Annotated in this window: 17 protein-coding genes and 2 pseudogenes; 6 read left to right on the forward strand and 13 right to left on the reverse strand. The window is 67.0% G+C overall.

Annotated elements, in window-relative coordinates:
* Nucleotides 1-10: 10 nt before the first annotated feature.
* From LXM55_RS01495 to LXM55_RS01515, 5 genes are read right to left on the reverse strand one after another with little or no spacing between them, the layout of a single operon-like run.
* Nucleotides 11-1672 (reverse strand): GMC family oxidoreductase, encoded by a 1662-nt coding sequence (locus tag LXM55_RS01495; RefSeq protein ID WP_233317936.1) that lies wholly within the window; start codon nucleotides 1670-1672, stop codon nucleotides 11-13.
* A gap of 35 nt (nucleotides 1673-1707) precedes the next feature.
* On the reverse strand, nucleotides 1708-3009 hold the full coding sequence (locus LXM55_RS01500) for a carbohydrate porin (protein ID WP_233317938.1): 1302 nt from the start codon (nucleotides 3007-3009) through the stop codon (nucleotides 1708-1710).
* Between the two features lie 56 nt (nucleotides 3010-3065).
* Complete coding sequence (locus tag LXM55_RS01505) at nucleotides 3066-4130, reverse strand: 2,3-butanediol dehydrogenase (protein ID WP_233317941.1); 1065 nt, start codon at nucleotides 4128-4130, stop codon at nucleotides 3066-3068.
* Nucleotides 4127-5410 carry an MFS transporter gene (locus tag LXM55_RS01510; protein WP_233317943.1) on the reverse strand — a complete coding sequence of 428 codons (1284 nt, stop codon included), beginning with the start codon at nucleotides 5408-5410 and terminating at the stop codon, nucleotides 4127-4129. The genes LXM55_RS01505 and LXM55_RS01510 overlap by 4 nt, the downstream gene beginning before the upstream one ends.
* 34 nt (nucleotides 5411-5444) lie before the next feature.
* Complete coding sequence (locus LXM55_RS01515; protein ID WP_233317945.1) at nucleotides 5445-5978, reverse strand: 2,4'-dihydroxyacetophenone dioxygenase family protein; 534 nt, start codon at nucleotides 5976-5978, stop codon at nucleotides 5445-5447.
* Between the two features lie 304 nt (nucleotides 5979-6282).
* Here LXM55_RS01515 and LXM55_RS01520 point away from each other — a divergent pair, with 304 nt between their 5' ends.
* The gene (locus LXM55_RS01520; RefSeq protein WP_233317948.1) at nucleotides 6283-7251 is read left to right on the forward strand and encodes a helix-turn-helix domain-containing protein; all 969 of its coding nucleotides are present in this window, start codon (nucleotides 6283-6285) and stop codon (nucleotides 7249-7251) included.
* A gap of 20 nt (nucleotides 7252-7271) precedes the next feature.
* Here the strand turns inward: LXM55_RS01520 and LXM55_RS01525 are convergent, their stop codons facing one another.
* From LXM55_RS01525 to LXM55_RS01545, 5 genes are all read right to left on the reverse strand, one after another.
* Nucleotides 7272-7517: a hypothetical protein gene (locus LXM55_RS01525; RefSeq protein WP_233317950.1), complete on the reverse strand. Its 246-nt coding sequence runs from the start codon at nucleotides 7515-7517 to the stop codon at nucleotides 7272-7274.
* A gap of 430 nt (nucleotides 7518-7947) precedes the next feature.
* Entirely contained in the window at nucleotides 7948-9066 is a 1119-nt protein-coding gene (locus LXM55_RS01530) for a class II histone deacetylase (RefSeq protein ID WP_233317952.1), read from the reverse strand.
* Between the two features lie 54 nt (nucleotides 9067-9120).
* Nucleotides 9121-10284: an MFS transporter gene (locus LXM55_RS01535; protein WP_233317955.1), complete on the reverse strand. Its 1164-nt coding sequence runs from the start codon at nucleotides 10282-10284 to the stop codon at nucleotides 9121-9123.
* Between the two features lie 25 nt (nucleotides 10285-10309).
* Nucleotides 10310-11182, reverse strand: coding sequence for a transporter (locus LXM55_RS01540; protein WP_233317959.1), 873 nt, complete (start codon nucleotides 11180-11182; stop codon nucleotides 10310-10312).
* A 136-nt stretch (nucleotides 11183-11318) separates the two neighbouring features.
* Nucleotides 11319-12296, reverse strand: a complete 978-nt coding sequence (locus LXM55_RS01545) for a helix-turn-helix domain-containing protein (RefSeq protein WP_233317962.1) — start codon at nucleotides 12294-12296, stop codon at nucleotides 11319-11321.
* Between the two features lie 214 nt (nucleotides 12297-12510).
* Between LXM55_RS01545 and LXM55_RS01550 the strand changes: the two genes are divergently transcribed.
* Nucleotides 12511-13353 (forward strand): helix-turn-helix domain-containing protein, encoded by an 843-nt coding sequence (locus tag LXM55_RS01550; RefSeq protein ID WP_233317965.1) that lies wholly within the window; start codon nucleotides 12511-12513, stop codon nucleotides 13351-13353.
* A gap of 92 nt (nucleotides 13354-13445) precedes the next feature.
* Nucleotides 13446-13790: a VOC family protein gene (locus tag LXM55_RS01555; protein ID WP_233317967.1), complete on the forward strand. Its 345-nt coding sequence runs from the start codon at nucleotides 13446-13448 to the stop codon at nucleotides 13788-13790.
* A gap of 12 nt (nucleotides 13791-13802) precedes the next feature.
* Here the strand turns inward: LXM55_RS01555 and hpaC are convergent, their stop codons facing one another.
* The gene (hpaC, locus tag LXM55_RS01560; RefSeq protein ID WP_233317969.1) at nucleotides 13803-14315 is read right to left on the reverse strand and encodes a 4-hydroxyphenylacetate 3-monooxygenase, reductase component; all 513 of its coding nucleotides are present in this window, start codon (nucleotides 14313-14315) and stop codon (nucleotides 13803-13805) included.
* 186 nt (nucleotides 14316-14501) lie between these two features.
* A complete protein-coding gene (gene hpaB / locus LXM55_RS01565) occupies nucleotides 14502-16064 on the reverse strand; it encodes a 4-hydroxyphenylacetate 3-monooxygenase, oxygenase component (protein WP_233317970.1) in 1563 nt (520 codons plus the stop codon).
* Between the two features lie 393 nt (nucleotides 16065-16457).
* Here hpaB and LXM55_RS32575 point away from each other — a divergent pair.
* The 3 genes and pseudogenes from LXM55_RS32575 to LXM55_RS01575 form a co-directional block, all read left to right on the forward strand.
* Nucleotides 16458-17177, forward strand: a pseudogene (locus LXM55_RS32575) (MCP four helix bundle domain-containing protein); the annotation flags it as partial.
* 309 nt (nucleotides 17178-17486) lie between these two features.
* Nucleotides 17487-18083, forward strand: a pseudogene (locus LXM55_RS32580) (methyl-accepting chemotaxis protein); the annotation flags it as partial.
* Nucleotides 18084-18166: 83 nt separating this feature from the next.
* Nucleotides 18167-19339, forward strand: coding sequence for a pyridoxal phosphate-dependent aminotransferase (locus LXM55_RS01575; RefSeq protein WP_233317974.1), 1173 nt, complete (start codon nucleotides 18167-18169; stop codon nucleotides 19337-19339).
* A 166-nt stretch (nucleotides 19340-19505) separates the two neighbouring features.
* Here the strand turns inward: LXM55_RS01575 and LXM55_RS01580 are convergent, their stop codons facing one another.
* A complete protein-coding gene (locus tag LXM55_RS01580) occupies nucleotides 19506-20291 on the reverse strand; it encodes a hypothetical protein (protein ID WP_233317977.1) in 786 nt (261 codons plus the stop codon).
* Nucleotides 20292-20296 lie beyond the last annotated feature (5 nt).

The raw sequence follows: 20296 nt of genomic DNA on the forward strand, positions 1-20296 counted from the left end.
AACCCTGGCCTCAGGCGCACGCGTGGCCCTGGGGCTCGGTGCTTGGCTGTGGCAGTGACGAGCCCAGCAGCAGGTCGGCGGCCTTTTCCCCGATCATGATCGCCGCGGCATTGGTGTTGCCGGTGATCAGGCTCGGCATGATCGAGGCGTCCGCCACCCGCAGCCCCTGCAGGCCGTGGACCCGCAGTTGATCGTCGACCACCGCCAGTTCGTCATGGCCCATCTTGCAGCTGCCCACCGGGTGAAACACCGTGCCCAGGTGCTGGCGAATCCATTGTTCGATCTGCTCCTGGCTCTGCACCTGCGGGCCGGGCACCAGCTCGCCTCGCAGGCGCTGGGAAAAGGCCCGGGTCGCGGCCAGCTGGCGTACCAGGCGCAAGCCGGCCACCAGTTTGCGCAGGTCCTCCGGGTGGCTGAGGAAGTTGGCCTCGATCAGCGGCTTGTCGTGCGGGTCGGCAGAATTGAGACGCACCCGGCCACGGCTTTGCGGGTGCATCACCGCCACGTGCAGGCTGATGCCATGGCCCACGGGGATCAGGCGCTGGGGCTGGTTCTTCAGGGCCGGGGCGACGATCAACCCCAGCTCCGGCACCGGGTCTTCGGGCGTAAGGCGCAGAAAGGCCCCGGACTCCACGGTGTTCGACGTCAGCGGGCCCCGGCGCCGGGTCAGGTACTGCCAGGGCGAACGGGCCAGGGGCAGCAGGCCCTTGGGCGAAAGGCCGTAGCCCAGCTCGGGGTCGCTGCGGTACATCAGCACGATGTCCTGGTGGTCCTGCAGGTTGAGGCCGACCCCCGGCAACGGGTGGCGCGGCAGGATGCCGTGGGGTTTGAGTTCCTCCGCCGGGCCGATGCCGGAGAGCAGCAGCAACTGCGGCGAGTTGATCGCCCCGGCGCACAGGATCACTTCCCGGCGCGCCTGCAATTGCCGCACCTCGCCGTTCTGGCTGATCTCCACGCCGCTGGCGCGGGTGCCCTGCAGCAGCACCCGGTGGGTCAGGGTGCTGCTCAGGACGCTCAGGTTCGGCCGCTGCAGGATCGGGTGCAGGAAGGCCCGGGCCGCGCTGCAACGCTCGCCGTTGATCTGGGTGACATGGAACGGCCCGAAGCCTTCCTGTTCCGGGCCGTTGAAATCCGGGTTGTAGCTCCAGCCCAGTTCCGTGGCCGCCTCATAGAACACCGGGTTGACCGGGCTCGGGCTGCGCTGTTCGGCGACGTTGAGTTCGCCGTGCTGGCCGTGCCAGGGCGAGGCGCCCGGTTCGAAATGCTCCGAACGCTTGAAGTAGGGCAGCAGCTCGTCATGGCTCCAGCCCTGGTTGCCGGCGGCGGCCCAGCGGTCGAAGTCCTGGCGATGGCCGCGGATATAGATCATGCCGTTGATCGCGCTGGAACCGCCCCAGACCCGGCCGCGGGGGCAGGGGATCGGCACGTCGCCGCTGCTGGCCTGGGGGCTGAACCGGTGCATCCAGTTCCAGCGCGGGTTGGCGATCAGGCGGATGATCCCCGCCGGCGTGCGCACGTAGGCCGCCGGCAGCAGGCTGCGGTCGCTGGGGCCGGCCTCGATCAGGCAGACCTGGACCTTGGGGTCGGCGGACAGACGGTTGGCCAGCACGCAGCCGGCGGAACCGGCGCCGACCACGATGTAGTCGAAGCGCTGCGGGGTTGTTTCATTCATCGGGGGTACCTCGTTGGCAGTCACAGGAATCCATTTCAGAGCCCCAGCAGCGAGCCGACGTCGAGGGTCACTTGCAGGCCGACGACAAAGCCGTTGCCGCTCAGCTCGCGGGCATCGGGGTTGTAGAAGTTGTCCGGGTTGATCAGGTACTGGACGCTGGGCTCCAGCGCCAGTTGCCGGGTCAGGGCGATGTGGGCGTTGGCTTCCAGGGCGTAGACATTGCGCTCGCCCAGGCGCGGATCGCCGCCGTTGGCGGTGCGTGCCTGTTGCTGGAAACGCAGTTGATGATCGTTGAGGCGCAGGTAGCTGGCCTTGAGGTTGAGCTTGTCCCGGGGCCGGTCGAAGGGCGCCAGGTAGGTCAGGCCGGCCTCGGCGAACTGGCTGAAGGGCTGCTTGTCATCGGCCGCCGCCGACAGCGAACCGAACAGCAGCAGGGCCTGGGGCGCACTGCCGGTGCCGGCGTCGGCACGCCACAGCGCCTGCTGGAACTTGAAGAAGGCGCCGCCGCTGCCGAATGCCGTGGCCCCGGTCAACGGGTCCACCTGCTTGGAGGTGTTGTAGTAGCCGTTGAGCTCGTAGTGGGCGCTGTAGGCAGAGCGGTCCTGCCTACCGACGCCCAGCAGCAGGCTGGTGCCGCTGGCGTCGTCGGTACTGAAATCCAGGCCCTTGCGCTCTTTCAGGTAGTCCACCGGGTTGGATTCGAAGGCGCCACCGTGCACGTACCACTGGGGCGTCAGCTGGTACTTCAGGTAACCGCCCCAGCTGCCGTAGGGCGGCGGCAGGATGCCGGTGGAGGCGTCGATGATCGGGTCGTTGCAGGTCACCGTGCTTTCGCAGTTGTAGATATAGAAGTAGCGCCGGGCGTTGGTCCGTCCCAGGCTCAGGTCGACCTGGCCATCGAGCCAGGTCTGCTGGTAGGTCAACAGGCTCAACTGGTTGCTGGTGAGGTCGTTGTGGATCGGCGCGCCACCAAAGTAGCTGCCGGCGGCGCCTTGCCAGTTGCGCGAGGTGGGCACGCCGGTCTGGTGGTCGAGGATGAACAGGGTCTGCTCGACGTGCAGCGCCGCGCCGTCCAGGCCGGCGAAGGTCCCCAGGTCGATATCGGCGCCGACGAACAGGTCGCCGCTGTTGCCGAAGCTGTGGGGCCGGGGGCCGGTGTCGAGGTTTTTCATCGACAGGCTGAGAAACTGCACATGGGGCGTGATGCCCCGCTCGGCCAGGTAGTCGCCCAGGTCGGACAGCGGCCCGCTGCGGGGCGCGGTCGGCGCCTGGGCAAGGCAATCCAGAGGCAGCAGCAAGGCTGCCAGCAAGGGGCACAGCGCATAGGAAGTGTTCATGTCGGGTACTCGTTTCTTGTTGTTTTTGTCTTGAGTGTCTGGAGCACGGCGCCGGTTCAGGCCTCGGCCAGGGCCGGGGTCGGGTTGACCAGCACCTTGATCTGGCGCTTGTCCTGCAGCAGCACCTGGAAGCCCTGTTCCACCGCCTGCTCCAGGGCCAGGCAGCGGGTTACCGCGCGGGTCAGGTCCAGGCGCCCGCTGGCCAGCAGCTCGATCAGCTCGGGGTAGACGTGGCGGTAGCCGACGCTGCTGAGCAGGCGCAATTCGTTGTTCACCAGGTGGAAGGCGTCGAACTGCACGTTGCCCATCAGGCCCACCAGTACCGCTTCGCCGCCCTTGCGCAGGCAGTGCAGGGCATGGCCCAGGGTCTGCTGGCTGCCGGCGGCCTCGAAGGCTGTGTCGATGCCGCCAGCGCTCAGTTGCCGCAGGCGCACCTGCAACGCTGGGTCGGCACCGTCCAGGGCGGCCAAGGCGCCGAACTCAAGGGCCAGGCGCCGGCGCTCGGGGTCCAGGTCCACGGCGTAGATCCGCTCCACGCCGCGCAGCCGCGCCAGCCGCACCAGCAGCAGGCCGATGGGCCCCAGGCCAAACACCACGCAACTGTCGCCGGCCATCAGGCTGCTCTGGTTCAGGGCGTGGCAGGCCACTGCCGCCGGCTCCAGTACGGCGGCCTGCTTGAAGCTGACGCTGTCCGGCAGCCGGTGCAGCATGTAGGCCGGCACCACCGCCTGTTCGGCGAACCCGCCGTCGCCCATCAGGCCGATAAAGCCCATGGACTGGCACAGGTTGTACTGGCCCATGCGGCAGTACGGGCACTCGCCGCAGCGGTACTCGGGCTCTACCGCCACCCGTTGCCCCAGCAGCTGTGCATCCACCCCGTGCCCCAGGGCCACGACCTGGCCGCAGAACTCGTGGCCCAGGGTCAGCGGCGCCCGGCAGCCGGACAACGGGTGGGCCTCCTGTTGGGGAATGGAGTGGGGGCCGTTGGCGTATTCATGCAGGTCGCTGCCGCAAATACCGCAGTAAGCCACTTGCAGCAGGACCTCGCCGGGGCCGGGCTGGCGCACTTGCACTTCGCTCAGGCGCAGGTCGCGGGCGGCATGCCATTGCAGTGCTTTCATCCGTGGGTTCCTCCCAGGTTCGGGTTGGGGGCAGGCTGTGTCGCGGCTTGCCGACGTTGTTGGCGGGCCAGCACCGCCGGCGCGGTTTCCTTGAGGAACAGGGCCAGCACGGCGGCCAGCAGGGCGCCGCCGCAGGACATCCACATGACGATCGACAGGCCGAAGCGGTCGGCGGCGAAGCCGGCGAGGGTCGGGGCGATGAATCCCCCCACCAGTTCGCCGATGCCCATGATCATGCCCAGGGCGGTGGCCATGACTTCGCGGGGCACGGTTTCCGCCGGGATGGTGGCCATGAACAGGGTGAAGCAGCCCAGGCCGGTGTAGGTCAGCAGCATCAGTGCGCCGAGGGTCCACGGCGAGCTGGCGTAGAGCAGGGCGATCGGGCAGCAGGCGGCGATCAGCGAGAACAGCACCAGGGTCGGGCGCCGGCCAAGGCGGTCGGAGATCGCCGGCACGCCGAACCCCCAGAGCACCCAGGCGCCGCCCAGGCAGCTCATGACCGTGCCCATGCTGGCCGGGCTGTAGTCGCGGACCTTGACCAGGAAGGTCGGGGTAAAGGAAATCAGGATGATGAACCAGGTCAGGAACACGCAGCTGATCAGGGTGCACAGCACGATATTGCGGCTCTTGAGCAGGGCCAGGCGGTGCACGCCAGCCTCCACCACGGCCGTCTGCACCCGGGGCTGCTGCCGGGGCGGGTCGGGCTGCACGAAGCGCCAGATCAGCAGGGCGATCAGCAGCCCGGGAATCAGCGAGAGGATGAAGGCATGCCGCCAGCCATAGGCTTCGGCCAGGCCAATCAGCACCGGCGGGCCGATCACCGCCCCCAGCAGGCCCGCCGCCGAACCTTGCAGCAGGCCCATGTTCAGGCCCCGACGGTGGGGCGAGGAGGCTTCCACCATCAAGGATTGCGAGAGCGGCAGGATCGGCCCCTCGGCCAGCCCCATGATGGCGCGAAACAGCAGCAGGCTGAGGAAGCCGGTGACCAGCCCGGACAGTGCCGAGCACAGGGAAAACAGCACCACCGCGATGATCAGCAGCGGCTTGCGCACGCCGCGGCGGTCCGACCAGGCGCCCACCAGGGCCCCGGACACCGCCCAGGCCAGGGCCAGGATCGATGACAGCATGCCCAGGTGGCGGTTGCTCAATTGCAGCTCGTCGGCCATGAAGGGGAACAGGAAGGACAGCGCCAGACGATCGAAAAAGACGAAGCCGAAGGCCAGGAACAGCACCCCCAGCAAGGTGTTCTCGTAACCGGCCTTGTTGTTTTTATAAGCCATGGTGGTTCTCCGAAGGAGGCGTGGGCAGCGCGGGTCAGCGGAACAGGGTGTCGATGTGGGCGGCGCCCAGGCCGATCTTTTCGTAGTGCGCGCGGCACAGGGCGATGTAGGAGTGCACGTCGAAATAGCCGTCCGGCTCGCCTTGTTCGTCGAGCCAGATCAGTGGGCCCTTGACGATGAAGAACACCCGCATCGGTTGTTCATGCTCGTAGGCCACCAGGGTGTGGCCTTCGCCTGGGGTCTCGTAGACGAAATCCCCGGCGCTGGCGGTCCATTCGTGCTCCAGGTAGCCCCACTTACCGGACAGGGTGTAGGCGAAGACTTCGTGGGGGTGGTAATGGCGGTTCACCAGCCCGGCACCGCGGGCCATGAGAATGTCGCACCAGCGGTTTTCACTGGGGGAAATCCACAGCGGCCGCGAGGACACGGTCTCGGTGAAGGGCACGTACAGGCTCAGGTCGTCGCTGGCGGCGTTCGGCAGGTAGACCTCCGGCTTGGCATCGGGCTTGAAGCAGTTGGCGATGGGTTGCAGGTCTTTCCAGAATTCACGGTGGGCGGCTTCGGGCATGGTCGGCCTCAGTTGTTGTTATGGGGGGCACGGGGATGACTGAGGCGACTTTAGGCCCACGGCTGGGTGCCGGTTTGATCGAATCGGACCGGATTGTTGCCTGTTTCGGACGAGGATTTTTCCTACCGCAAATACCGACGTCGTGAGGCCATTCTGGCGAACTGCTCCCACTGCATTCGAAGTTGACAGGCCATATAGTTCAGATGTTAATGAATGGCCGCGACCCGCAGATCATGCGGCCCCAGGTATCCGGACACAGCCTTGCCGTCCGGGGAATATCCCGCTGCCCATGAGAAGAACAACAATGTCTCCATGCGCCTTGCTCGAAACCCGGCATGCCAGCACCCAGGCCGTCGACCCGGAACAACGCCTGGCGTTCTGGGAGAACTACAACGCCAGCACCCTGGTGGGGCTCAAGTGCAACTCCTACGCCGAGAGCGGCTTCGCGGCCCGCCAGGACAACCTGCAACTGAGCGCCATGCGCCTGGCGCGCATCGTCGGCAACGAACACGTGGTGGAGCGCGACAGCTCGATGATTCGCGGCGTGCCCAAGGAGTCGGTCTTTGTCTCCCTGGTCACCGGCAGCGGCTCGTTCTTCTACCAGGACGGCACCTGCCAGGTGCTGGAGCCGGGGGAACTGGTGGTCTATCGCACCGACAAGCCCTATCTGTTCGGTTTTTCCGGGGCGATGCGCCAGTTCATCTTCGACATCCCCCAGGAGCAGTTTGCCGAGCGTTGCCTGAAACGCTTCGACCGGCCGTTGCGGGTCGGCGCCGAAAGCGGGGTCCAGCGCCTGTTGTTGCGCACCTTGGGGGAACGTACCCGGACGTTTTTCCAGCAGCCCCTGTGCGAAGAGGCCGACGCCTACCAGGAGCAGGCCTTCGAGCTTCTGGCCAGCATCATTGCCGGGCATGCCGGGGAACGGCCGATCAATGCCCTGAGTGCGTCCTACCTGCTGGCGGCCAAGCAGTGTATCCACGATCAACTGGCCGACCCCACCCTGAGCTGCGAGCGGGTGGCGGCCCAGACCGGCATTTCCACCCGGCACCTGGCCCGGCTGTTTGCCCTGGAGGGCCTGGTGCCGAGCCGCTTCATCCTCGAAAGGCGCCTGCAACAGGCCCGCCAGCTGCTGTGCAGCAGCCAGGGGGCGGGGTTGGATATCAGTGAGGTCGCCTACCGCCACGGCTTTGTCAGCCAGGCGCATTTCGCCCGGGCATTCAAGGCCCGTTACCAGCAGACGCCCAGCGCCGCCCGGACCCAGGGGCTGTCCTAGCCTGGGGGTTGCCGCTGCCTTCAGTCTTCAGGCTTGGCAGGCGGCGGATGGCGGGCGCCCTCGGCGGCGCTTGACGCTGCTTGCCCGTGACAGCCATGCGGTGTGTCCAGGCCGCACCGGTGCAACAGCTCAGCCAGCGCCTGCCCGGAGGCCGCGGCCGGTTCCGGGCTGTGCTCGCGCAGCAGCTCGGCCCGTTGCAACAGGCGCACGCGGGCGCACCGCCAGAAGTAGATCTCGTCGAGGTAATCCTTGGTCTTGCGGTGCATGGACATCTCCTTTGTCGCAGCGGATAGGCAAGCCCCGGTCGGCGCGAAAACCCGGCAACCGTGGATGGCGTGCAAGCAGACGGACAGGCCCCGGCAGACGACACACCCGGCCCCGCAGGCAAGGGCGTGCTGGCGCTGAACGCGGGCGGGCTATGGATGAACCGAAAGGGCTTGGGCCTGAGGGGCAGGTCGTTGAGAACAGGATAGGAAACCTGTGGCGGATGCCGGGGCCAATGTGACGAGTCGGCCGCCGCGAGTGCCGGGAGGGAGAGGGCGTAAGGCAGGGCCTTGCAAGCGCGGCGAAGGCGCGGCCCAGGAGGTTCTGGAGCGAGCCTCCGGAGCCGCGGGAGACGCCCGCAGGGCGTGGGTACGGCGAGTGTCGGTTGACCCCGGCGTCATGCCGGGGTGCATGGGGCGCTGCTGTGTCGCGTTAGCGTGCGGCGTCCAGGGTGCTGGCCTGATGGTCCAGCAGCTGGCGTTGCCAGGTTGCGAAGGGCGCCTTGGGTTGCTGCTGGCGCACGAACTCCAGCATCGGGTCGCTGACCTCGGTACGGATGCCCGACAGCGCCTCCAGGGTCGCCAGGCCGCAAAAGGGCACGTAGGCCTCGGAGTAACCGCCTTCATGCACCAGCACCAGCCGCCCACCGCACAGGCGCTCGGCGACGTCGCGCAGGCATTGGGTCATTTCGCGGAACGAGTCGCTGTGCAGCAGCATCCGTGCCAGCGGATCGACGGCGTTGGCGTCATACCCGCAGGCGACGATGATCAGCTCCGGCTCGAAGCGTTCCAGGGCCGGCACGACGATGCGCTGCATGGCGTACAGGTAGGCGTCGTGGCCGCTGCCCGGCAGCAGGGGAATATTGATGTTGCAGCCCAGGCCCGCGCCGCGCCCGCGGTCCTGCTCGCCGCCATAGCCCGGCGGGAAGCAGCCATCCTGATGCAGGGACAGGGTCAGCACGTCGGCCCGTTCCTCGTAGATCGACTGGGTGCCGTTGCCGTGGTGCACGTCCCAGTCGACGACCGCCACCTTGCCCAGCCCGTGGCGGGCCTTGGCCGCCTCGATGGCAATGGCGATGTTGGCCAGGAAGCAGAAGCCCATGGCCTGGTCGGCGGTGCAGTGATGGCCCGGTGGCCGGGACAGGGCATAGGCATTGTCGGCCTCGCCGCTGAGCACCGCGTCCACCGCGGCCATGGCCAGCCCGGCGGACAGCTTGGCGATTTCATAGCTGCCGGGGCCGACTGGCGCCTCGTCCCCGAGGTGACCGCCACCGGCATCGCTCAGGGCCTTGAACCGTTGCAGGTAATCGGCGCTGTGGACCCGCAGCAGGTCCTCTTCGGTGGCGGGGGCGGCATGGCGCAGCTGCAGCTGCCGGGTCAGGCCGCTGACGTCCATCAGGCTTTTCAGCCGGCGTTTGGTTTCCGGCGATTCGGCGTGCCCGGCGGCGGCCGGCGGTTGCACCCAGCCGCCCACCGGCAGGGTCAGGACGTGCGGTCCGCCGCTGTGCCAGAGGCAGAGTTCGTCGAACAGAAAAGCGGTTCTACAGGTCATGGCGATTTCCATTTTCAGGGGAGGTTTTTTCACAACGGCACGGGCACCGCGGTGCTAACGGGTCGCTCGGCAACTGAGCACCAGGGCCAGGGACACCAGGGTGATGAGCGACCCAGCCAGCAGCAGCCCCTGGAAGCCGCCACTGCTTTCGATCAGGCGCCCGGCCAGGGTCGGGCCGATGGCCAGGCCGGCGCTGATCACCAGGTTGGAGGCGTTCATCAGGCGGCCGCTGCGATCCATTTCGGCCATGCGCGCCAGGATCAGCGGCAGGATGAAGGTCCAGGTGAACTTGAACACCAGCGCCGCCAGGGCGAAGCGCGCCAGCTGCGGTTGGCCCAGCAGCAGGAGCAGCGAGCCGGCCATCAGGCCGTACCCCAGCAGGAGCAAGGCGCTGCGCGGCAGGCGATGGCCAAACAGGGTGGCGCACAGGGCCCCGGCAATGCCCATCAGGGTGGCAATGGCCAGGATGTCGCCGTTGGTCTGTGCCGAGAGGCCGGACTGGCCGCCAATCGCGCCGATGAAGGTCCAGACCCCGCTGAGGCTGATGTAGAAGGTCAGGATGCCGAGAATCCCCAGCACCGCCTTGGCCCTGGAAATTGCCGGGGCCTTGGCGTCGTGGCTGGCGCAGGAGTGCGCGCCCGCCGGAAAGTGGCGGGCCAGCGGCAGGCACAGCAGCATCAGCAGCGCCAGGATCAGGTAGCAGGCCCCCAGCCCGAAGTGCTGGAACAGCATGGGCAACAGGCTCAGGCCGATGGCCCCGAGCACCAGCTGGCCCATCACCCAGAAACCGTAGGCGCGGCTGGGGTTGGGGCTGGCGGCGGCACTGGCCAGGCAGATGATCATCAGCGAACCGCCCGCCAGGGCGCTGCAAAAGCGCGTGGCCAGCAACAGCGAGTAGTCACTGGCGAGCATCGACAGCAGGTTGGCGAGCATGAACAGCAGTGCGCTGCAGAATGCCGCGCGGCGCCAGTCGACCTGTTTCAGCCACCAGATGGCCGGCAGCGTGGCCAGGCTCATGGCCCCCAGCTCGGCGGAGAACAGGTCGCCGATCTGGCTCGGGCTCAGTTGCCACTGGCTGGCCAGTTGCGCGGCAATGGCCGGGGCCATCAGCAGCACCGCGGGGGTGATGGCGGCGAACAGCACGATGGCCGCCTGCAACCCAAGGGGCTGGCGGCTGACCGACGGGGTGTGGCTCAAGGCGGGGTTCTGGGTGTGCATGGACAGGCTCCGAAGGCAAAGGGGGTCAGAACACGTGGACCAGGCGCAGCAAGGCGTCGGTGCCGGCAAAGCCGTTCTCGGTGGCGACGTTCTGCGACAGGCTGAACAGCAGCTGGTTCTGCTTGTCCAGCCAGTGCCCGAGTTCGAAGCCGACCTGGGTGTAGCGCTTGTGGGTGTCGTCGATGCGCCGGTCGTTGATCCGCAGTTCGCCGCCATCGGCGTGGATCAGGCGCAAGGCGCCGTAGGTTGCGGGGGTGAAGTCGTAAGAGGCGAAGGCCTGCAGGCGATAGAGCGGGTCCTGCTTCAGGTCGCTGCCGAAATAGTCGTTGTTGGTGCCATAGAGCTGGGCTTCGAGGTTGGCTTCCAGCACCCATTTCTCTCCCAGGCCCTGGGTGTAGTTGTAGACAAAGGTCGTGCCCCAGCGGTTGGCCCCGGGGGACACGTCCGGGTTGCGCCCGTGGTACTCGCCCAGGGGCAGCGTGACCAGGGTCAGCAGGCCGCTGTAGGTGCGGGTTTGTGGCTGGTTGATGAAGAACAGCGTGCCGCCCACCTGGGGGTCGCCAAAGCCGCTTTCGCCGGTGTGGCGCTCGGCGCCGGGCAGGCGCGCGTTGATGTCGGCGAAGGGCACGATGAACTGCGGGGTGCACAGGGTGCCGCACAGGTCGCTGAAGAACACCTGGCGGTAGGCCATGGCGTTGACCCGCAGCTCGGCCTTGCCGGTGCTGTCGGCCGGGCCGTGGAAGTCGCCGGCGCGGGTGGCGGGCAGGTACAGCACGCCGAGGCGGGTGCCCACGGGAGCGGCGAAGAAGTCCCGGGCGTTGAGGTCTGCCGCGTGGAGCGACAGACTGGCCAGGGTGCCGGCTACGGCCAGGAGGGTGCGGGTCGGTATCCTTGTCATGGGCGGTGCGTCTCTTGTTGGAGTTGTTGTTCGGCGAGGGGCTCGCCGGCACGCGGCAGTGGGGCAAAAAAAGGGCAAAGGCTGCCCGTGGCCGTCACATTCGACGGCGCGAGTCAGGGGTGATCAGGGGCCTGGGTCAGTCGGGCGGGGCGTGCAGCAACTGGGCGATACGCGCCTTGTCCTTGACCCCGAGCTTGCTGTAGATGGCGCGGATGTGATGGCGCACGGTGTTGGGCGACATGCCCAGGTCGCGGGCCACTTCCTTGTAGGTCTTGCCGTCGCCAAAGCACTGGGCGACCGCGTTTTCCCGCGGGCTGAGCTTGGGCAGCAGGCTGGCGCTGCGGGCCGCCAGCAGGCACAGGTCACCCACCGCCGAGGATTCGACCTGCAGGTGCTTGCCCTTGAAGCCGCTGGGGCCCAGCACCATGGGCAACTGTGGGCCATTCCATTGCGGCCACTCATGGAGCAGCAGGTCGACGAAGCCGCGTTCGGCGCATTGCAGCACGCCGCGCTGGTCACACACCGCCAGGGCCAGGTTGCGCGGGCGGGTGAGTTTCTCGCGCATGGCCACCAGGGTGCGGATCTGATTGGCCGACACCGCGGCCACCAGGTGCAGCATCAGGTTGTTCAGCAGTTGGCAGTCGTCCTGGTTGAACCGCGGTGCGCCCGGGGCGCGGTACAGCGCCAGATGGTTGCTCAGGTGGGTATGGGGGTCGATGTGCACCACGCACAGCAGCTCGCCGATGTTGTACAGGCGGCCCAGCCAGTTGAGGCCAGGGCCGTTGTCCGGGTCGGCCATGTCGACGATCACCGCCCGGCCCGGCACCTCGTGGACGCGGGTGACGGTGACATCGATGTGGCGGATCGACTGCCAGTCCGGCAGGTAGCTCGACGGCAGGCGGTACAGGTAGCAGCTGTGTTCGTCCGGCAGCCCGTCCACCAGTGCCGCGCGCCCCCACCAGGCGCTGTCGAACGGCAAGAGTTGGCTGATGCGCGCCAGGGCATGCTGGTGCAGGTTTTCGATGTCCTTGTTCTGCGCCAATTGCTGCAGTTCAAGGGTCAGCTCGCTGAAGGCCTGCAACAGGCTGGCCGGAGCATGCGCGAATGGATTCATGGGTCTGTACCTCTGTGCGACGTTGTTATTGTTTTCGTCACGGAAGGGGTTTGGGACCGGTACGCCTGGGGGACGTGGGCAGGGCCTGGGTCGAGTATCGATGGCTTGGGAACACCGCGCCATCCTACAGATGCAGGAGGTGGCTTATAGCCAAGTGTCGTCGATGGCTTATGCTCAAGTCCGTGAAACCGCGAGCCGACCGGGAGTGAACGCCATGCCAACGCCGCCTAGCCCTGTCTCGCATTGCGTGACGGGGTTTGATGCCGCCAGCCTGCGGCCCTGGGGTTGCCGCCTGTCCGGCTTCTGCGAAACCTTGCCGGGCACCGTCCTGCGCCTGGAAGTGGCGCAACCGGAGGTCAAGCTGATCATTGGGCTGACGGCGCCTTATGGCCTGGCCGCAGGTCGGCGGCAGGATCGTTGCCAGGCATTCGTGGTCAGCCGTCCGCTGGGGCCGGTGATTGTCGAGCAGAGCGGTGTTCATTCATGCATCGAGGTGGAGCTGCCACCCTGGGCCGCGTATCGCCTGTTCCAGGGCGACGCGCAGGTGCTTGCCAGTCCCTGGCTGGACCTGCGGGAGCTGTGGGGGCCCTCCGTTGCCCTGCTGCTCGAGGCGCTGGACGAAACCCCCGGCTGGCCGGGTCGCCTGCGCCGTGTCGAGGCCTTCCTTGCCGAGCGCCTGCAGCGATCGCAGCGCGATGTGCCGCCGATGCTGCGCCGATCCTGGGAGGCGCTGCGGCAAAGCGCCGGTGGCATTGCGATCCGTCACCTGAGCGAGCAGGCCGGCTGCAGCGGCCGCTATTTCGCCAGTCGTTTCAAGGCCCATCTGGGGCAGGGGCCGAAGGCCTGCGCCCGGCATATCCGCTTTGCCCGCGCCCAACAGCTGCTGGAGTCGGCGCCGCAACTGGAGCTGGTGCAGGTGGCGTTGCTCTGCGGCTACAGCGACCAGAGTCATTTCACCCGCGAATTCCAGGCGTTCATCGGTTGCGCTCCGGCAGCCTATGCCCGGGCCGGGTGGGCGACGATTCCGGGCAAGCCGGCGTGGTTGTTGCAGGCCTAGGGGCCATCGATCTTCAGGTCAGTTTTATTCAAGACCCGGCGCCGGCTCCCGGCAGACAGTGGCGGCTCTGTCTCAGTGAATGTGGAGGATGTATGCCAGGTAGCCTGTCTCATGTGGAAATTGGTGCGCTTGATGGTGGTCAGGCGCGGGTATTCTTCCAGCAGTTGTTCGGGTGGTCGCCGCAACCCCTGGGCGCCGTGCAGGACGCCTGGTTGCAGACGCCCTCGGTCAGGGTCGGGGTGCACGGCGACGACCCCGAGGCGCGCATGGTCCTGTATTTCCAGGTCGAGGACCTGGCGCGCAGTGTCTTGCAGGTCCGGGCCCTGGGGGGCCACGCCGGCGCGGTCAGCGAGCACGAACCCGGCTTTGGCCGGTTCTGCCTGTGCCACGACCCCCAGGGGGTGTGTTTCGGCCTGCACCAGCCGGACGCGCCTTGAGCTCCTGGGGGCTCAGGCGGCCGGACGCGGGTGCTGCAAGCGATGGAAGCAGCGGCTGAAGTAGACCAGGGAGTCGCCGTGCTCCCGCACGCCGATTTCATCCAGTTCCACCAGCATCACCGAGTGGGTGCCAATCTCCTGGACCTCGGTGATGCGCCCCTGCAGGCTGGCCAGGGCGCCTTCCAGCACCGGCAGGGCCTGCAGGCCGTCGCGCCAGGGATGCAGGCCGAAGCGCTGGTCCATGGTGACCCCGGTCATGCCGGCAAAATGCCGGGCCACTTCTTCGTGTTCGCCGCTCAGGACGTTGACGCACAAGCGTCCGTTGCCCTTGAACACCGGGTTCAGGGCGCTGTTGCGGTTGACGCAGACCATCAGCGTCGGCGGGCTGTCGGTGACCGAGCAGACCGCGGTGGCGGTGATGCCGCAGCGGCCGGCGGGGCCGTTGCTGGTGATGACGTTGACCGCTGCGGTCATGTGCGCCATGGCGTTGCGAAAGGCGAGTTGCTTGGGATCGAGTACAGGCATGACGGATTCCTCGTGGCCGCAGGGCGGCCGGGTGTCTTGCTGCCCATTCAGGGCTGACGGCGGGCTCGACCTGCAGGCGCCGGCTTGCCGGCGAAAGGGCCTGTGTGGGTGGGGCGGGGCCTTCGCTGAGGCGCCCGCGCACGCCATTTCCTACACAAGCCCGGTCCTGCATGAGCCGGTCCGTGGCTATTGGCGGATGCGGTCGAGCATGTTGATGTCGTCGGGGTTGGTCAGGTGCGGCACGGTCCAGCCGTCGAGGTCGTAGTCCCCCAGGCACTGGTCCACCAGGTCGGTCATGGCCTTCATCGAACCGCTGGCCTGGGCGTGGCGCAGGCACTGCATGCGGATTTCATCCTGGCTGCCGGCGTAGTTGATCTCGTACAGCTCGTGGCGGCCGCCGAATTCGGTGCCGATGGCGTCCCAGAGCAATTTGAGTATCTTGATCCGCTCTTCGTGGCCCATGCCGCCGGAACCCCGGCAGTAGGTGCTGAGGTACTGGTTGAGCATCGGGTCCTTGAGGTCGCGGGAGCCGGACGGCAGGTAGATCAGGCCGCTGGCCACCACTTGCTCGATGATCTTCTTGATGTCGGTGTAGGCCTGCGGCGCCAGGACCCGGTAGGCCTGCAGCGCCTGGGCACTGGGCAGGAAGGCGCCGTTCAGCCATTCGCTGGCGTTGCCGTGCATGGCGTCGGTCAGCGACCAGAACAGGTTGCGCCAGGCCACCACTTCGCCGACCTGGGCCTGGACCCCGCGAAACTCCAGGGAGCCGGTGCACTGCAACGCCTTGACCAGCAGCCCGGTGATGAAGTCCAGCTTGACCGCCAGCCGGGTGCAGCCCTGCATCGGGAACAGCCGGCCGAAACCGCCTTGCGGGAACCACTGGCGGCAACGCTCGAAATCGCGGTAGATCAGCACGTTTTCCCAGGGGATGAACACCTTGTCCATGATCAGGATCGCGTCGTTCTCGTCGAAGCGGCTGGACAGCGGGTAGTCGAAGGGCGAACCGGTCATGCCGGCCTGCAGTTCATAGGACGGGCGGCAGATCAGCTTCATGCCGCGGGTGTTCATCGGGGCGATGAACATCAGGGCGAAGTCGGTGTTGTCCCCCAGCAACTGGGCCGAGCCCTGGCCGACGAAGTTGTAGTGGGTCAGGGCCGAGTTGGTGGCCACCACCTTGGCGCCGCTGACGATGATCCCGCCCTCGACTTCCTCGTCCACCGAGATGAACACGTCCTTGACCTGGTCCACCGGTTTGTCGCGGTCGATGGGCGGGTTGACGATGGCGTGGTTGAGGTACAGGCAGGCTTCCTGGATGCGCTTGTACCAGGTGCGGGCGTTGTCTGCGAAAGGCCCGTAGAACTCCGGGTTGGCCCCCAGGGCGCTGCCGAAGGCGGCCTTGTAGTCGGGGCTGCGGCCCATCCAGCCGTAGGTCAGGCGCGACCACGCGGCGATGGCGTCGCGCTGCTGGCGCAGTTCATCGGGGCTTTTCGCCGAACGGAAGAACTTGTGGGTGTAGCCGCCGTTGCCGGTGTCGGTGTCCCAGCACAGTTGCTCCTTGGTGGCAGGGTCGTGCAGGGCGTCGTACAGGCGGGCCATGGAGGCCGCCGAATTGCGGAAGGCCGGGTGGCTGGTGACGTCCTTGACCCGGTCGCCATAGATGTAGATTTCACGGTCATCGCGCAGGCTGGCCAGGTATTCGGCACCGGTCAGCGGGCGGTTGGTTGCGGCACGAAAGTCTTCAGGGTTCATATCCAGTCTCGGCGTTGTTTTTATGGACTGGGCCCATGATGGGCAGCGGCGCGCATGGACTAAATGGCTTTTCCGGCGAATGACTTGCACTTTTCATGGCCGGCCGGGCGCCCGGGTCCAAGGCCGGAAGCGGCCGCCGAGGGGGAGCTGAGGGGGGAGCTGGTGCCGCTTTATCGATTCACTTCGCGTTGTCCTGTCTCAGTGTTGAAACACGGGTCACATTCGGAAATATTTTTGCCAATCAGGCAGATGAAAGCTCAAGTTCGGCCGATATCTCTAACAGGGCTCGCGGACGTCGAATACCGCGCAGCCCCCTGTCGGCACCGCCCCTGATGCGCCGACGGATCAAGGGCATGGATGCTCGCCGCCCCGTTCTCCTTCGAGAGTCGCCCTATGTCCTTGCGTAACCTGAATATCGCCCCTCGTGCTTTCCTCGGTTTTGCCTTCATTGCCTTGCTGGTCGTAGTGCTGGGCGTGTTTGCGGTCAATCGCATGTCGATCATCCGCGAGGCTTCGGTCGACATGGAAAGCAACCAGCTGCCCAGCGTCGGCTTTCTCGGCAACCTCACCGAGAACGTGCTGCGCCTGCGCATCCTTTCGTTCCGTGTGCTGGTGAACCGTGAGCCAGCGGGCCTGGCCGAGGCCCAGACGCGCATCGGCGTGCTGGTGGACAAGGCCAGGCAGGCCCAGGCCAGTTACGCGGCGTTGCCGATGAGCCCGGAGGAGGCCGCCCTTTACAAGGCATTCAGCGCGACCCTGGAGAACTACTTGCAGGCGCAGAAGGAAATGCTCGAACTGTCGCGCCAGGACAAGCTGGAGGAGCTGCGCAACCTGATCAACACCCGGATCAAGGACGGCACCGATCAGATGGGCGAACAGCTGAACAAGCTCATCGCGATCAACGCTGCCGGCGCCAGGAGTGCTTCCCAGGCGGCCGGTGAGCATTACAGCGGGGCGATCACCGGGATCGTCATCGTCGCCGTGATCGCCGCCTTGCTGACCATCGTCCTGGCCTTGTTGCTGACCCGCAGCATCGTCACCCCCCTGAACAAGGCGCTGAGCGCCGCCGAGGTCATTGCCGGTGGCAACCTGCGCCAGGTCATCGAAGTCGATGGCAAGGACGAACCGGCGCGGCTGTTGCGCGCCTTGTCCGAGATGCAGGCCAGCCTGCGCCGGACCATCGAGCAGATCGCCGGCTCGGCGACCCAGCTGGCCTCGGCCTCGGAAGAACTCAACGCGGTGACCGAAGAAGCCTCCCGTGGCGTGCAGCAGCAAAACACCGAGATCGAGCAGGCGGCCACCGCGGTCAATGAAATGACCGCGGCGGTGGAAGAAGTGGCGCGCAATGCGGTGTCGACCTCGCAAGCGTCCCAGCAGTCGACCGAGGCTGCCCGTGAAGGCCGTGACCGGGTGGTGCAGACCGTCGAAGCGATCCAGACCATGACCCATGACGTGCAGAGCACTTCGGTGATGATCGAAGGCCTGGCAACCCAGGGCCGGGACATCGGCAAGGTCCTGGACGTGATCCGCGCCATCGCCGAGCAGACCAACCTGCTGGCGCTCAATGCCGCCATCGAAGCGGCCCGTGCCGGCGAGGCCGGGCGCGGTTTTGCGGTGGTGGCCGACGAAGTGCGGGCGCTGGCTCATCGCACCGCCCAGTCGACCCAGGAAATCGAGAAGATGGTGGCCGGCATCCAGAACGGCACGGGCGAGGCCGTGGAGTCCATGCAACAAAGCAACCAGCGCACCCAGAGCACCCTGGAGCTGGCCCGCGCCGCCGGCGTGGCGCTGGAGCAGATCGCCGAATCGATCAACCAGATCAACGAACGCAACCTGGTCATCGCCAGCGCCTCGGAAGAGCAGGCCCAGGTTTCCCGCGAGGTCGACCGCAACCTGGTGAACATCCGCGACCTGGCCACCCAGTCGGCGGCCGGGGCCAACCAGACCAGCGCTGCCAGCCATGAGCTGTCGCGCCTGGCGGTGGACCTGAACGCCATGGTGGCGCGTTTTGTGATCTAAGCGTCCAACGGCGCGGCGTTCGCTCGACGAGTGCCGCGCCAGCACCTAGGGTTTTGGCTGAAGCATCTTTCATGGAGAAAGCGATGCGCTATTCAGCCCTGACCCAACGAATTGCCGGCGAAGGTTGTGCCGCCTGGGAGATCCACTACCGAGCCCTGGCCTTGCGCGAGCAGGGGCGCGACGTGTTGCTGCTGACCATTGGCGACCCGGATTTCGACACCCCGCAGCCCGTGGTCCAGGCGGCCATCGACAGCCTGCTGGCCGGCGACACCCACTATTCGGACGTGCGCGGCAACCTGGCGTTGCGCAATTGCATCGCCCGCTGCCATCACCAGCGCACCGGGCAGATCGTCGATGCCGAGCACGTGGTGGTGCTGCCGGGGGCGCAGTGCGCGGTATTTTCCGTGGCCCAGTGCCTGCTCGACCCGGGGGATGAGGTGCTGGTCGCCGAGCCCATGTACGTCACCTACGAAGGCGTGTTCGGTGCCTGCGGCGCCAGGGTGGTGCCAGTGCCGGTACGCGCCGAACAGGGCTTTCGCCTGGACCCGCAGGAAGTGGCGGCGCGCATCAGCCCGCGCACCCGGGCCATGCTCATCAACAGCCCCAACAATCCTTCCGGGGCCAGCTTGTCGCTCGACGACTGGCAGGCGCTGGCGCGGTTGTGCATGGAGCATGACCTGTGGCTGATATCCGACGAGGTCTACGGCGACCTGCTGTATGAAGGTCAGCACTTGAGCCCGGGTGGCCTGCCGCGGATGGGCGCGCGCACCGCGACCATCAACAGCCTGTCCAAATCCCATGCCATGAGCGGCTGGCGCGTGGGCTGGGTGATTGCCCCGCCGGCGCTGGCCGGGCACCTGAGCAATCTGGCCCTGTGCATGCTTTATGGCCTGCCGGACTTCATCCAGAATGCAGCGGTGGTGGCGCTGACCCGCGAACTGCCGGAACTGCCACAGATGCGCGAGGAGTACCGCCAGCGCCGCGACCTGGTGTGCAGGCTGCTCGGGCAGTGCCCGGGCTTGCGGCCAGTGCTGCCCGATGGCGGCATGTTCGTCATGGTCGACGTACGCCGCACCGGGCTGGGCGCCCAGGCGTTCGCCGAGCGGCTGCTGGAGGGGTATGGGGTGTCGGTGCTGGCGGGCGAAGCCTTCGGCCCCAGCGTGGTCGGGCATATCCGTATTGCCCTGGTGCTGGACCGCCATCTCCTGGCCGAAGCCTGCCGCCGCATTGCCCAATGCACCGCTGAACTCCTGTAGCCGCTGCCGCAGGCTGCGAACGGCTTGGGCGGCATTGCGACGCAGCAGACGCAGCGATGTCAGGGGCGCCGCGGGTATGACGGCAGGTCGCCAAGCAAGGCCCTGCGGGCCTTTGCGCAGCTTCGCGGGCTCAGCAGCGGCTACAGAGGCCGATGGGGCGGGCCGCTCAGAAGCGCAGGGTGGCGCCGGTGGTCAGCCAGCGGTCGCGGTCGTCGCTCAGGTGCTGGCCGACTATCAGGTCCAGGTCTAGGTGCTGGCCCACATGCAGGCGCGGGCCGGCCTGCCAGCCCTGTTCGCCGCCGCGCTGGCCGTAGCGTTCGGCAATCAGGGTCAGGCTCTCGAACAGGTCGTATTCGACGCCGCTGCCCCAGGTCCAGCGGTGGCTCTGGTCGCCGTCGTCATAGGCATGGGCCCAGCCGGCATTCAGGTTCAGGCGCAGGCTGGCGGCGGGGCTGAAGGTCAGGGGCAGGCTCAGGTCGCCGCCGTCGAAGCTGTGCGTGCGGTTCAGTGCCCAGTGCGCGGAGCCGGCCAGGGCCAGTTGCAGGCCGAGGTCCTGGCGGTCCAGCAGGGCCACCTTGACCTGGGGGCTGAGCTGGGTTTCGCCGTGGTCGTCGTGGTGCTGGCGCTGCACGGCGGCGCCCAGTTGCACCCAGGGCAATTGGCTGAAGGTGCAGGCCGGGGCCACCACGCTGTTGTGGCTGGAGCCCTGATGGCGGGTGCTCTGGTACCAGACGTCGACATTGCATTCCCCGGGGGCATTGATCGCACCGTCGTCCACCACGTAGGCGCCGCCGGCCGCCTGGGCCTTGGAGCACAGGGCCAGGGTGGCGGTGGCGCCGGCGGTGAGGGCGAGGAACAGCAGGTTGCGTTTGAGCATGCGGCTTTTGGCGGCAGGCAGGGAGTGGCCAAAGGCGGCGGAACGCGAGGAGCGATGTGGAGTGTGCTTGGACATGGCAG

Source organism: Pseudomonas sp. Au-Pse12 (assembly GCF_021341665.1).
In the GTDB taxonomy this organism is placed as follows: domain Bacteria; phylum Pseudomonadota; class Gammaproteobacteria; order Pseudomonadales; family Pseudomonadaceae; genus Aquipseudomonas.

Bases quoted from the DNA above. Each gene is read 5' to 3' on its own strand.
- LXM55_RS01495 (WP_233317936.1), bottom strand. From the start codon at position 1,672: ATGAATGAAACAACCCCGCAGCGCTTCGACTACATCGTGGTCGGCGCC.
- LXM55_RS01500 (WP_233317938.1), bottom strand. From the start codon at position 3,009: ATGAACACTTCCTATGCGCTGTGCCCCTTGCTGGCAGCCTTGCTGCTG.
- LXM55_RS01505 (WP_233317941.1), bottom strand. From the start codon at position 4,130: ATGAAAGCACTGCAATGGCATGCCGCCCGCGACCTGCGCCTGAGCGAA.
- LXM55_RS01510 (WP_233317943.1), bottom strand. From the start codon at position 5,410: ATGGCTTATAAAAACAACAAGGCCGGTTACGAGAACACCTTGCTGGGG.
- LXM55_RS01515 (WP_233317945.1), bottom strand. From the start codon at position 5,978: ATGCCCGAAGCCGCCCACCGTGAATTCTGGAAAGACCTGCAACCCATC.
- LXM55_RS01520 (WP_233317948.1), top strand. From the start codon at position 6,283: ATGTCTCCATGCGCCTTGCTCGAAACCCGGCATGCCAGCACCCAGGCC.
- LXM55_RS01525 (WP_233317950.1), bottom strand. From the start codon at position 7,517: ATGCACCGCAAGACCAAGGATTACCTCGACGAGATCTACTTCTGGCGG.
- LXM55_RS01530 (WP_233317952.1), bottom strand. From the start codon at position 9,066: ATGACCTGTAGAACCGCTTTTCTGTTCGACGAACTCTGCCTCTGGCAC.
- LXM55_RS01535 (WP_233317955.1), bottom strand. From the start codon at position 10,284: ATGCACACCCAGAACCCCGCCTTGAGCCACACCCCGTCGGTCAGCCGC.
- LXM55_RS01540 (WP_233317959.1), bottom strand. From the start codon at position 11,182: ATGACAAGGATACCGACCCGCACCCTCCTGGCCGTAGCCGGCACCCTG.
- LXM55_RS01545 (WP_233317962.1), bottom strand. From the start codon at position 12,296: ATGAATCCATTCGCGCATGCTCCGGCCAGCCTGTTGCAGGCCTTCAGC.
- LXM55_RS01550 (WP_233317965.1), top strand. From the start codon at position 12,511: ATGCCAACGCCGCCTAGCCCTGTCTCGCATTGCGTGACGGGGTTTGAT.
- LXM55_RS01555 (WP_233317967.1), top strand. From the start codon at position 13,446: ATGCCAGGTAGCCTGTCTCATGTGGAAATTGGTGCGCTTGATGGTGGT.
- hpaC (WP_233317969.1), bottom strand. From the start codon at position 14,315: ATGCCTGTACTCGATCCCAAGCAACTCGCCTTTCGCAACGCCATGGCG.
- hpaB (WP_233317970.1), bottom strand. From the start codon at position 16,064: ATGAACCCTGAAGACTTTCGTGCCGCAACCAACCGCCCGCTGACCGGT.
- LXM55_RS01575 (WP_233317974.1), top strand. From the start codon at position 18,167: ATGCGCTATTCAGCCCTGACCCAACGAATTGCCGGCGAAGGTTGTGCC.
- LXM55_RS01580 (WP_233317977.1), bottom strand. From the start codon at position 20,291: ATGTCCAAGCACACTCCACATCGCTCCTCGCGTTCCGCCGCCTTTGGC.